Source organism: Lentisphaera araneosa HTCC2155, assembly GCF_000170755.1.
GTDB lineage: Bacteria > Verrucomicrobiota > Lentisphaeria > Lentisphaerales > Lentisphaeraceae > Lentisphaera > Lentisphaera araneosa.
Genome location: NZ_ABCK01000007.1, coordinates 159,176 through 171,319, shown reverse-complemented (window position 1 = coordinate 171,319; position 12,144 = coordinate 159,176). Strand labels below are relative to the sequence as shown.

The window sequence follows — 12,144 nt, the reverse complement described above, 5'->3', positions numbered from 1 at the left end:
TCCCAAATGCTTAAAAAATTACTTTTCTTTTTTCTTCCTTTTGCGCTCTTCGCAGAAAGCGAAAGCGATTACTACACCATAACCGATATTCCCGTTCCAGAAGGTTTTGAAGTCAGCTGTATCGATGTTCTCCCCGACAATAAAATTGCTGTGGGCTCACGCCGTGGCGACATCTACATAGTCGACAATGCCTATGATAATGACCCCAAGAACGATAAATGGACTCTCTTTGCCACGGGCATTCACGAGCCCCTCGGGCTCTCTTACTACAAAGGCTGGCTCTGGTGCACTCAGCGTCCCGAAGTGACGCGTATGAAAGATACTGATGGTGATGGCTTTGCCGACATCTATGAATGCATCAGCGATGACTGGGGCATTGATGGTAACTATCACGAATATGCCTTTGGCACTAAACATGACAAAGATGGCAACATCTGGGTAGTCCTTTGCTTAACGGGTTCTGGTGGTGCGAGCTCAGACTACCGTGGCTGGTGCGTGCGCATCACGGAAGATGGTAAAATGATCCCCACAACTTCGGGCATTCGTTCGCCGGGTGGCATGGGTATCAATCACAAAGGTGATGTTTTCTATTCCGATAACCAAGGTCTTTGGACTGGGACAAGCTGTGTTAAACACCTCAAAATCGGCTCTTTCCAAGGAAACCCCACCGGTAATAAATACTATGCTTTGACCGATGCTATCGGCCCCAAAGTTACGGAACCAAAATCTGGCTCACGTATTGTCTTAGAAAGAGAAAAAATCAAAGAATTTGTTCCCCCCGCAGCTAATTTACCTCATGGTAAATTGGGCAACTCCACGAGTGGCATTGCCCTCGATAATACCAAGGGCAAATTTGGACCCTTCCCTAATCAACTTTTTGCCAATGACCAGCACTCATCACTCATCTCTCGACTCGCTCTCGAAGAAGTAAATGGCGTTTATCAAGGCATGTCTATCCTCTTCCGCAAAGGTTTTGGATCCGGTAATGTGCCTGCTGTAATGTCAGCAGATGGCTCACTTTTTATCGGTGGCACAAATCGCGGATGGAATAGTAAAGGTAAAAAACCCGGCGCTCTTGAACGCGTTAATTGGACTGGTAAAGTACCCTTTGAGATCCATAGCATGAACATCACAAAAACTGGCTTTAATCTTAAATTCACTCAGAAAATTGACCCCTCATCTTTAAGTCCAGAAACAATCAAGGCCGATGCCAACGCATGGATCTACCAAAGTGGCTATGGGAGTCCCGAAGTCGACCAAGTCGATTTAAAAATCACTGACGTTAAAGTCGCCACTGATGGCATGTCGGCTCATATCACACTTGATAAGATCTATAAAGGCCACAATCACAACTTCGATTTCTCCGCTCTCAAATCCGCCGATGGCAAAAGCCTGCTTCATAGCAAGCCCTACTACACCGTGAACGAAGTCCTTGGCGAAGTTCACATCGTTCCTCCCCAAAATCCAGAGAAAGCAAAAAAGAAATAAGCTAAAATCACTTCAACAAAAAAGGCTAAAGTCATAATCGACTTTAGCCTTTTTTTATGTTTCTATTCACCACTTGAATACCAAAGGCATGCCATATACTAGCCCAAGACGGCAGTATTTTGGCAACAGATTGAATACCGAAGGCATGCCATATACTAGCCCAACGGCGGTAGCCTTGGGAAAAGAGGATTTCCAGTTTTAGGAATGCCGAAGGTATGGCATAGAGCCTTATACCGTACTTTTGGCACTCGATTTATTTTGATCTAATCACAACTAGCACTTACGAGGCTGTGTGAAAAACAATATCCAAATATACATATTTAAATAAGCTTATATATTATAGTATATAAGATATTGTTGATAATTCATGTGGGAAGTTTATGAGCTTTATAAAAAGAGTATCACGCGATCAGGTTTTATTACTGCCAGATTGTCTTGATGATTATGTCGATGAAAATAATAAAGTGCGCTTTATAGATGAATTTGTTAATGGTTTAGACTTGAGCGAATGCGGTTTTACTTACCCCAAAGAAAGGTTAGATGGGCGGGGTCGACCTGCTTATGATCCGGCCGATTTATTGAAGTTGTTCATCTATGGTTATTCTTATGGAATTCGTAGTGGCCGCAAACTAGAAAGAGCTTGTAAAGTGAACCTCGAAGTGATTTGGCTCATGGGTAAATTAAAACCAGATTTTAAAACTATCTGTGACTTTAGGAGAATAAACCGCAATGCGTTTAAAAAGGCTAGCGCTCAATTCACCCTGTTGTGTAACAAGCTTAAGTTGATTTCGGGGGATTTTATAGCTGTTGATGGCACGAGTATTAAAGCCGTTAACAATATTAGTAAAAGCTGGACTAAAAATAAATTAAACTCAGCACTTAAGAAGTATGAAAAAGAGGTAGAAAAGTACCTAGGACAATTAGAGGAACTAGATGAAGCTCCTTCTCCAAATAGAGAAGAAAAACAAAACAAGCTAAAAAGCTCACTAGTGAAAAATCAAGAAAAATCACAAGAATTAAAGAAACTAAAACAAAAGTTGGACACTACTGATAAAAACAGTATTTGTTACAACGATCCAGAAAGCCGCCCTCTTAAAAAAGGGAGAAAAAGTACGGTAGGCTATAATGTTCAACACGCAGTAGATGATAAAAATTATTTGATTATTGCAGCTGAAGTTACATCAGAATCTTGCGATCTAGGCTCGCTTTATCCAACAATAAAGGCAGCTAGTGATGTTATTAAGGAAGTAAAAGGTGCCAATCTTCTCGCAGATAAAGGTTATTTCAGTAATGAAGATATAAAAGCTTGTGAAGATGATGGTTACCAAAGCTATATACCTGAAAAAGGATGTCCCATGGAAGGTAAAGGTTTCTATGGGAAACCTGAGTTTATTTACAACGAATATAATAACACCTACACATGTCCTGCGGGACAAATCCTCCAAAAATATCAAAACAAGAAAAAAGATTGTAAAACTTATTGGATATATAAAAGTCCAGAAGCTTGTGTAAATTGCTCTCGGAAAGACAAATGCACAAACTCTAAAAGCAGAAGTATTCAACGCTGGGAACACGAACACGTTTTGGAGAATGTTCGGGAAAGAATGAAAGCCAAACCAAATATCATGAAGCGAAGGTCTGCCATTGTAGAACATCCTTTTGGAACGATTAAAAGACACATTCTTACTGGTGGATACAATATGATTGGAATAGAGTCGGCACAGGCAGAAACTTCCTTGGCACAACTCACTTATAATTTGAATAGGGTTCTTAATATTGTGAATTTCTCTGAGATCATGTCATTTCTCAAAGGTAGGAAGAGCTTTTGGCAAAAACATGTTCAAAACCACCTATTAATGAGCTCTTACATCAACACAAAGGCAATAAAAATGCTCATCAGACAAAAGAATCAGGTAAACTCGCTAATTATTTTAGTTTGATACAAAGGCAAACCTTTTTCACACAGTCTCTTACGTACTAGGCTGTTATATACCGTGCCTTTGCCACTTAATACTTCTCGCAATATTATTTATAGTATTAATCCCGATAACGATCTTTTTGTATTGAATGCCGAAGGCATGCCATATACTAGCCCAACGGCGGCAGCCTTGGGAAAAGAAGGGATCCAGTTTTAGGAATGCCGAAGGTATGGCATAGAGCCTTATACCGTACTTTTGGCACTCGATTTATTTTGATCTAATCACAACTAGCACTTACGTACTAGGCTGTTATATACCGTACCTTTGGCACTTAATACTTCTCGCAAAATTATTTATAGTATTAATCCCGATATCGAACTTTTTATACTGAATGCCGAAGGCATGCCATAAACTAGCCCAACGGCGGCAGCCTTGGGAAAAGAGAGAGTCCAGTTTTAGGAATGCCGAAGGTATGGAATAGAGCCCGTACCTATATCTTATCTAAACCCTCAATAGATCTGCGTAGATTTTCTCGCGCCTTTTCTTCGTATACTTCCCTAAAATACTGATGATGATAAATCTGCGGCTTGCGCAAAAAACTATTTAAGACTTTCAGCCTTCCCACCCTATACTGATCATCAGGTACATGACTATACTCTTGCCTAATGGCAGCTTCATATTGATCAAATTTCTCAGGGCTCTCCCCTAATATCGCTAAATCACTATCACTCAGTAATTGTTGATCTTTATCAAGCAGATGTGAATCGTGTTGAGTCGATACAATCAATTCAAAAACTCTACTCACAACTTCTTCATCGACATCTTTGCTGGAGAGAAATTCTTTTGCGAGTTCCGCACTTTGAAGCTCATTTGTCTTTGAATTCACATCATAAATTATGTCATGAAAAATGATCGCTAACTCAACTTCTTTGGGATAAAGTGCCGAATGGCGATTTCTATGAAGCACTTTGAGCATAAACTCAATATGCTCCAAAGTATGATAAAACCGATGCTCTTCAGAATAGGCTCGAATAAACTGCTCATACATCTGATCAGCTTCGCCAATCCCAAACGCTCCCATGAGCTCATCCCAAGCTTCTTTCGTCATATATCTATCTACTTATTAGGATTCTGATCTATTGAATTATTTGATTGATTTCAGTTGGTGTTTTAGCTTCTAATAGAGCTTTTTTGTAATCTTTTGTGTTTCTCGTGATAATATAATCACATGCTAGAGGTTCTGCAGTATAACTTTGTAGCGCATCTTCGAAATCTTTCATATCTGAATTCAAAGCTTTAATAACAGTACTTTTTGTCATGTCAGCTATTTCAATTATTGTCAATAGCTTACTAATCGCATTACGTGTTTGTTGTTCATCTTTACTTTTTTTAACCATATAATGTACGTTAGCGATTGCTAAGGGACTGGTGAATAGTTTGATTTGTTTATCTAAAGCTGATTGGAATAATAGAGCTGATTCTTTGAAGTGTGGTTCTCTACGAGTTAATAAATCAATGATTACATCACAATCTATAAATGCGTGAATCATGAGAATTTATTCTGTAAATATTCCATTTTATCATACTCTTGGTCTGGTATAATGCCTGCTAATTCAGCTACTACACCTGTTAGTTTAGGTTCATCATCATTGATGACTTCACCTAAATATGTTTCTACTAGTTGAGAAATAGATACGTTATTTATTTTTGCATATGCTTTTGCTTTTCGAATGACTTGATCGTCAAGAGATAAAGTTAATTTTTTATTCATGATTATAACCCGTTAGCTTAATGTCTATGTTCTTTAATATACAGTCGTACGTATGTTTTTTCAATTGACACGTAAAAGTTTAATTTGTATCCTAAGGTCCTAGATCACCTGTACTCGAGGTACGAGAGTGGCAGGTGCGTCTAATGGATAGTTATTCTAGACTATTTAGCTGATCTCTGAGGGACTAGCGGTGAAGATTTTTAAGACTCCGCTATTTTATGGGAATATTAAAAACTTATCCAAAGTAACTCATGACCTTATTATTTATTTACTTGACTGTCGCCATTGGTGTGTCTTTCCTTTGCTCAATCCTTGAAGCTGTCTTACTCTCTGTGACTCCTAGCTATGTGGAGAAACTTCAATCCGAACGTCCAAATGCTGCTAAACAGCTGGTGAAAGTCAAAGAAAAAATGGATGCCTCGCTCTCGAGTATCCTCATTCTCAATACTTTTGCCCACACCATTGGGGCTGCGGGTGTCGGCTCCCAAGCGGTGCAAATCTTCGGCAAGAAATGGGAGAGCCTCATTGCCGTTCTCTTAACCTTGGCAATCCTCTATCTCTCTGAAATCATCCCAAAAACTTTGGGCGCCACTTTTTGGAGACAGCTTGCTGTGCCATCCGCTTTTATGATTTCTAACTTGGTCAAAATCGTCTACCCTTTAGTTTGGGTTTCTACCTGCATCACCAAGCTCTTTAGCGGAAAAAAGAAGCATGAAATCACCCGCGAAGAAATTATTGCCCTCGCTTCCCTCAGCCACAAAGGCGGAGCTCTCTTTTCTCAAGAAAACGCCTACATCTCCAACCTGCTTAGTTTGCGAGACAAAACTACAGAACAAATCCTCACGCCTCGCACAGTGGTGCACATGCTCGAAGAATCCCGTACAGTAAGCGAGGCCCTCAACGATCCACAAACGGCTAACTTTAGCCGTATTCCGCTTTACACTGATAGCTCAGATAATGTCACGGGAAAAATCATCCGCGCCGATCTCTTTGAAGCCGAACGCAAAGGCCAAGGTGACTTGCCAATTACCAAATTCGCCAAACCCATTTTTCGCGTTTCCGAAAAACTCTCCGTCCATAAATTACTCGACATGTTTACCAAGCGAAAATCACATCTCTTTTTAGTCGAGGATGAATTTGGCCAAACCGCTGGGGTGGTCAGTCTGGAGGACGCCATCGAAACTCTGCTTGGCATTGAGATCCTCGATGAACGCGACACCGTTGAAGATATGCAGGCCCTTGCCAAAGATAAGTACCGCGACCGCCTCGATGAAGCCAAAGAACAAGATAATTCTGACCCCAAGTAAAGCACTCGCCTCTGAAATCATTTAATAAGTGTTAGTTTTTTGTGAAATCATTTATCAATAAAACTCTCCGCCCTTGCCTGATTTCAGCCATGAGAATAATTTAAAACTCGAGCTTTAAGCTCAATTACATATAAAAATTAACATGGAGGAAAACATGGGGTTTTTCGATAAAATCAAATCGGCAGTCAATGTCGTCACTGGCGGAGCCGCCGAAGTCAATGTTTCGTTTGGAGAAGTCAAATTTGGTGAGCCAATCAACTTGCACGTACGTGCCCTAGCCAAGTCAGATCTCAAGATTGAGAAATTGTATTTAAAACTGCGAGGCGTCGAAGAAATCACTGTCGACGATGTGGACTACCAAGATCGCGATGGTGATGGCGATAAAGAACGCACACATGAAACAGTTCGCAAGCAGCACGAAACTTTTGAGATGGAGCAAGTCATCTCCGGTGCACAAGAATTAGAAGATGGCCAAGAGTACGAATGGACCACTGAACTTCAGCTCCCTGAACACCTGCAAAGCCCTTACCGTGGACGCTACTGCACGCATTCCTACGAAGTTTTTGTTGGCCTCGACGCCTTCGGCAACGATCCCGATACTGGCTGGATAAACATCCCCTTTTAATAAATAGTCTTAGAACATCTACAAAAGCTCCGAAAAAGATTTCGGAGCTTTTTTGTTAGATCAGCTAATGTAGTAACGTAGTGATTGTTATAATTAGTAAATTTATATGGAAAACCTCATGACTTACTTACGCTTAGCCCTAATATTTTCAGCTTGCCTAGTTTACGGCGACACCCTCGACAAAACAAAACTCAATGTGGTGTTCATCACCCTCGATGATCTCAGTTACGAGAGCTTAGGCGTGAATGGCTGTAAAGTTCCAGAAATCTCCCCGCACATGGATCGCATTGCCAAAAGTGGCATGCGCTTCGAGGGCTTCCACGTCCAGGCGAGTAACTGCATCCCTTCTCGCGCGCTGATGATGACTGGGCTTTACCAACAGCACAATAAAATTTTCTCCCTCGGTAAAGCGGGGGCCGGCAATCAAGTCATTCGCAACACCATTCCCACTGCCTTTCGCGATGCGGGTTATCACACGGGTATCATGGGAAAAAACTCTCATCACAATCCCTTCGACCCCTACACAGGCTTTGATATGGAATACGAGGGCTATGGCTCAACGAAATACCCAGATAAAGTCTACGAGAAAACAAAGGCAGCGATTGCGAACTCCGCAAAACTAAAACAGCCGCTCTTTTTTAACCTCAATATCTATGACCCTCATGTGGGTTGGTACGGCTGGTCTCGTATTAGTGGTACACATAAAGAAACTGAAAATCACCCCAGTCGCATTTTTACTCCCGACGAGATCCCCTATCCCTCTTGGTTTCCACCACTTGCGGAGAATGCAAAAACGGGCAGAACTAAACGGGGCACCAAAGATATTCACCTCATGGAAGAAGTCACCGCTTACTACAATACCGTGAAACGTGCCGACGATTCCATTGGGCAAATGTTGCGTGCCTTTGATGAAGCCGGAATTACTGATAAGACTGTTTTTGTTTTGATCTCTGACCACGGTGCCGAACTGCCTGGAGGCAAAACCACACTCTATAATGAAGGCACTCATTCCCCGCTCTTTGTCTCTTGGCCCGGAGTCACAAAAGCCGGCTCGATTCACGATTCCGAAGTCATTGGCTCCATCGACTTACTCCCCACATTTTACGATATGCTCAATTTACCTATACCCGCTGAACTCGATGGCCGAAGTTTTCTGCCCATGATTCTTGGTCAGCAGATCCCCAGCTGGCGCCCCTTTGTTTACATTCAGCAAAATGACCGCAATAAGGCTCGTGCAATTCAAACGAAGGATGGCTTCCTCTACATCATCAATGCTTGGCATGATGGCGAAACGAAATTTGGTTCTGTCTCAACTGGAACTCTTTCATGGAGCCTCTTTAAAGCTGCCCAACAAAGCCCTGAAAACGACCCCTTAGCGACGGCGTGGATCAACAAGTTAGAATTCCGTACTCCCCATGAGCTCTACGATATCAAAAACGATCCATCTTGCTTCAAAAACCTCGTCAATGATCCTGCTTACAAAGACAAGCTTAGCGAGATTCGCAAAACCATGATTCAAGAAGCCTCCATCAGTGGTGATGATATTGCTCTAGCGGCACTTAGAAACCCCGAGTCGGCTGAAGCCCGTACCGAAACTGTCAAAGCAATCGATGCTTCCAAGGCCTCTCGCATGTCCGATCCCAACTACGCGCGCCGAGCTCATTATGATCCCCTCGATGGCAAACTCGTTTTGGATAACACCCTCTTTGAAGGAGAGAGCGGCATATGGAATAGCTCCGCGCCTGGCCTTTCTCTTAGCAAGACTGGGGGTAGTAAAGAACTCGGTCCTGGAGCCATTAAGTTTAGTGGACAAGAAGGTCAGTCTCTGCGCTTTGAAACTAAACAAAGCTTCGATGCCACGACCTTCAAAAGTATTGAATTCGCCTTTACCCTCACACCACCGCAAGCACCCAAAGCGAAAAAGGCGAAAGGGAAAAAGAATACTAAAGATAAGCTCGCAGCTCGCAATGAAAGAAGAAAACAAAACCCCATGCCGCAGGGCTCTGTCAGTATTGAATACCATGATGGCACGCAATGGCATAGCTTTACTAAGGGCAATCTCAATAAATTCCTCAATGAACAAAAGCTGCAATTCCCTGCACCAAACGCTGGCTTCTCCAAAGCCACAAAATTTGCCATCAGTATAAAGTCTTCAAACTCAGGGATTCTCTACTTAGACGGCATGCGCCTCGCCGCAGATGTGAATTGGGAGTCCATCTCAGCCCCAGCAAGACAAGTACTCAAAGCTGGTGAAAGCCTTGATTTGATCACTGATTTAAGTGATTATAGCGAAGTAGAACTCAGCTATAATTTCATCAGTGACAAAAGCGCGAGTCAATTACTTCTCGAAAGCTATAAAGACGGCAAGTGGCAAGTCATCAATAATCACGACTACCGCGACGTCTTACAAGCTGACAAAAAATATGCGGCCTTCGCAAAAATCTCTAGTTCTGAGACTCCTGTGCTCAAACTTCGTCTGCGCAACAGCGCTTCGAGTCCAGTGAGAATTAACGCACTAAGCGTTCAAAAACGCCCGTCTTTTTAGGTTCAATCAGCTTTAATAAAGAGTTTCTGAACAGAAACGCCCAAAGCTGGGATGGTCATCACCGCCATGAGCCCCCAACCTAAAAAGGGGATGCAGCCAATAAGCAAAAGTGCTACACTCGCATAGATGACTGCGTAAAATGCCGAGCCCAGTCGCGGGCTATTGATATTGCTGAGGATTTTTTCTCCTATGCAATGACAAAGACTAGTGAAGCCATGAAGCAAAAGGTAAATATAAAAAATAAGGATTGGCAAGCACAGCAAACACTTATCCATGGGCAGTTTTTTGCTCATAAAAATGGCCAATATAAAAACCACATAAGTCATGATCCCCTGGAGAAACAAACGCCCTGTTAATTGATTGAGGTCGCGGCTCCCCCGCAAGACACTTTGGGTTCTTAGAACTGTGTACACTCCAAAGCAAGCACTTAGGGCAATGATCAACATCAAGCAACAAAAAATGAAAATACCTAGCGCGCCGACCTCATAAAAGCTTTTTTCTGCTTTCGTTATGTTAAGCAATAATGGCCTTGATAAATCAAACATGTTTTTCCTCACTTAAAGTTTTGTAGGCTAGTGCGGCCATACAAATAAAAATAATTAAAATCTCGAACCCATAAGATAATGATTCACTGAAAATATAGCCCCATGCAGAATGCTCATCACTGAGTAAAGAAGGCAGTGAGACGCTATCGAATCGCTCTGTCACAGCACTAATATCCCAATCAAAACTCATGATCTCGACGTGAAAAATGAGAAAAATGGCCTGTAATAAAATGAGGCTAGCCAATACGTAAAAAGCCTTGTTGGATTTGGGCTTTTCGGAGACTTCAATCTGATCCATAATCCCTGCCGCAAAATCCTCGCTCAATTCTGGAGCACAAGTCTTGAGGAGATTTTCCATCTCCTGCAAATCCTGCCATTGTTCGGCATTCGCTTCTTCTTTGATAAGTTCATCGAGGACCTGCTCATCGACTGAATCATATTCATAGATCAAGTCTTTGTGATATTTCTCTTTCATACAGACCTCCATTGGCCTATGCCATTTTCCAAAAGTTTTTTACGTGCGCGGTGCAAGCCAACCTTTACACTATTTTCACTGGTATTCAAGATTCCCGCAATTTCTTTACAGGTGCATTGCGCCAAATAGAAGAGCGAACAAATTTCTCTTAAAGAATCTGGGAGCTGAGTCACCATTTCCCGTATTGCCTGATGCTTTTCCTGACGGCTCAATTCCTTCCCGGGCATTTCTTTGGCACAGGCTTCTTCTAGCTCGGCACTTTCTCTTAGTTTGTTATTAATCAATGCTTTTTTCACTAAACTACGACTACAGTTCATGGCAATCGTGAGCAACCAAGGTTTGAGCGGGCGGGACGTGTCGAACTGCTGCATATTTTTGTGAAAGCGAATAAAAGTTTCCTGCGCTGCATCTTGGGCATCAGTGCTATTTTTAGTGATGCCATAACATGCCGCATAGACAATTTGCTGATAAGACAAAACGATCCGCCTAAAGGATTCCTGAGAACCCTTAAGGGCTGCTTTGATCAGCTGACTGTCGCTTTGTTCATTCATAGACTCTTAGTATACAAGGACATTCAACAAATTCTGAATGATTTGGGCGCTCAATTGAGTATTAATATTTATTTGATCATCATTTACTGATACTTTGGCTTGGCCGAGAAGTTCATCTTTCATCATGGGCGGAACTTTAGGCAAAGTCATTTGCTGGCCGAGACCGATTAAACCTTCTATCATTTGCTTTAAGGGCGTCAATAATTCTTTATTATCACTTTTCATCATCATCGATAATTTAAAATCTTGCTCATAAGCCACTTTAAATTCCATAGCGATGAGTTGCTTAAGTAAAGGGTTATTCTCGCATTTCTTATCGTGTTCGAGTACTACGGCATGCATTAAGCCCGAATCGTACGCGAGGCTATCTGTTTTTTTCAACTTAGTTTCAGTCATGAGGTCTTGATCTTCAAAATAGGCTTTAAGGTAAGACTGAATATATTCGGGTGGTCCAAAGACCAACATATGATCATCAATAACGGCTAATTGATTGATCTTGCCAGGCTTTTTCTTATCGGGAATATTCACAGTAAAAATTGCATCTGCCTGATCAACTTTTTCAAAAAAACCGTGTGTTTCACAAGCCTTTTGAATTTGTTTCACATCGTAATCACCCTCCAAAACAATGACGGCTTGGTCTTTTTCCAAAGCGCCAATCCATAAGATTTGAGTTTTTTGGAGCTCGACACCAATAAAATTGGAAATCATCCCCCTAAATTTTTCGGCGTGGCGATTATTGACGAGTTTATTTAATTCGGGTACAGCTCTCACAGATTCCATATCGGCTTTCAAGATGAGCTTTGTTTCGGGGCTAAAAGAACGGTGAATTTCTTCGGCTTGAAGCCCACCAGCTAATAATAATAAAGTACTCAGTAATTTTTTCATATCTATCTCCTTTTTTGTTGGTACTGCAGGTAC

12 protein-coding genes are annotated in these 12,144 nt (G+C 41.8%); 5 read left to right on the top strand and 7 right to left on the bottom strand.

The annotated features are described in order from the left end of the window. Window positions 1-6 precede the first annotated feature (6 nt). Complete coding sequence (locus LNTAR_RS09045; protein WP_007278381.1) at window positions 7-1,488, top strand: DUF7133 domain-containing protein; 1,482 nt, start codon at window positions 7-9, stop codon at window positions 1,486-1,488. A 380-nt stretch (window positions 1,489-1,868) separates the two neighbouring features. Further along, complete coding sequence (locus LNTAR_RS09040; protein ID WP_007278380.1) at window positions 1,869-3,428, top strand: IS1182 family transposase; 1,560 nt, start codon at window positions 1,869-1,871, stop codon at window positions 3,426-3,428. 469 nt (window positions 3,429-3,897) lie between these two features. Here LNTAR_RS09040 and LNTAR_RS09035 read toward each other — a convergent pair whose 3' ends face one another. From LNTAR_RS09035 to LNTAR_RS09025, 3 genes are read right to left on the bottom strand one after another with little or no spacing between them, the layout of a single operon-like run. Then, window positions 3,898-4,515 (bottom strand): HD domain-containing protein, encoded by a 618-nt coding sequence (locus LNTAR_RS09035; protein WP_007278379.1) that lies wholly within the window; start codon window positions 4,513-4,515, stop codon window positions 3,898-3,900. 28 nt (window positions 4,516-4,543) lie between these two features. Then, complete coding sequence (locus LNTAR_RS09030) at window positions 4,544-4,957, bottom strand: type II toxin-antitoxin system VapC family toxin (protein ID WP_007278378.1); 414 nt, start codon at window positions 4,955-4,957, stop codon at window positions 4,544-4,546. Further along, entirely contained in the window at window positions 4,954-5,178 is a 225-nt protein-coding gene (locus tag LNTAR_RS09025) for a DUF6364 family protein (RefSeq protein WP_007278377.1), read from the bottom strand. Before LNTAR_RS09025 ends, LNTAR_RS09030 begins: the two co-directional genes overlap by 4 nt. Before the next feature lie 251 nt (window positions 5,179-5,429). On the opposite strand from LNTAR_RS09025, the gene LNTAR_RS09020 reads away from it, so the two are divergent. From LNTAR_RS09020 to LNTAR_RS09010, 3 genes are all read left to right on the top strand, one after another. Beyond that, the gene (locus LNTAR_RS09020) at window positions 5,430-6,485 is read left to right on the top strand and encodes a CNNM domain-containing protein (protein ID WP_007278376.1); all 1,056 of its coding nucleotides are present in this window, start codon (window positions 5,430-5,432) and stop codon (window positions 6,483-6,485) included. Between the two features lie 154 nt (window positions 6,486-6,639). Continuing rightward, the gene (locus LNTAR_RS09015; RefSeq protein ID WP_007278375.1) at window positions 6,640-7,110 is read left to right on the top strand and encodes a vacuolar protein sorting-associated family 26 protein; all 471 of its coding nucleotides are present in this window, start codon (window positions 6,640-6,642) and stop codon (window positions 7,108-7,110) included. Window positions 7,111-7,228: 118 nt separating this feature from the next. Then, window positions 7,229-9,655: a sulfatase-like hydrolase/transferase gene (locus tag LNTAR_RS09010; protein ID WP_040914567.1), complete on the top strand. Its 2,427-nt coding sequence runs from the start codon at window positions 7,229-7,231 to the stop codon at window positions 9,653-9,655. 2 nt (window positions 9,656-9,657) lie between these two features. Here LNTAR_RS09010 and LNTAR_RS09005 read toward each other — a convergent pair whose 3' ends face one another. From LNTAR_RS09005 to LNTAR_RS08990, 4 genes are read right to left on the bottom strand one after another with little or no spacing between them, the layout of a single operon-like run. Next, window positions 9,658-10,200 carry a hypothetical protein gene (locus tag LNTAR_RS09005; protein WP_040914566.1) on the bottom strand — a complete coding sequence of 181 codons (543 nt, stop codon included), beginning with the start codon at window positions 10,198-10,200 and terminating at the stop codon, window positions 9,658-9,660. After that, the gene (locus tag LNTAR_RS09000) at window positions 10,193-10,675 is read right to left on the bottom strand and encodes a hypothetical protein (RefSeq protein ID WP_007278373.1); all 483 of its coding nucleotides are present in this window, start codon (window positions 10,673-10,675) and stop codon (window positions 10,193-10,195) included. Before LNTAR_RS09000 ends, LNTAR_RS09005 begins: the two co-directional genes overlap by 8 nt. Then, window positions 10,672-11,226: an RNA polymerase sigma factor gene (locus LNTAR_RS08995; protein WP_007278372.1), complete on the bottom strand. Its 555-nt coding sequence runs from the start codon at window positions 11,224-11,226 to the stop codon at window positions 10,672-10,674. Before LNTAR_RS08995 ends, LNTAR_RS09000 begins: the two co-directional genes overlap by 4 nt. Before the next feature lie 6 nt (window positions 11,227-11,232). Further along, the gene (locus LNTAR_RS08990) at window positions 11,233-12,111 is read right to left on the bottom strand and encodes a hypothetical protein (RefSeq protein WP_007278371.1); all 879 of its coding nucleotides are present in this window, start codon (window positions 12,109-12,111) and stop codon (window positions 11,233-11,235) included. Window positions 12,112-12,144: the final 33 nt, after the last annotated feature.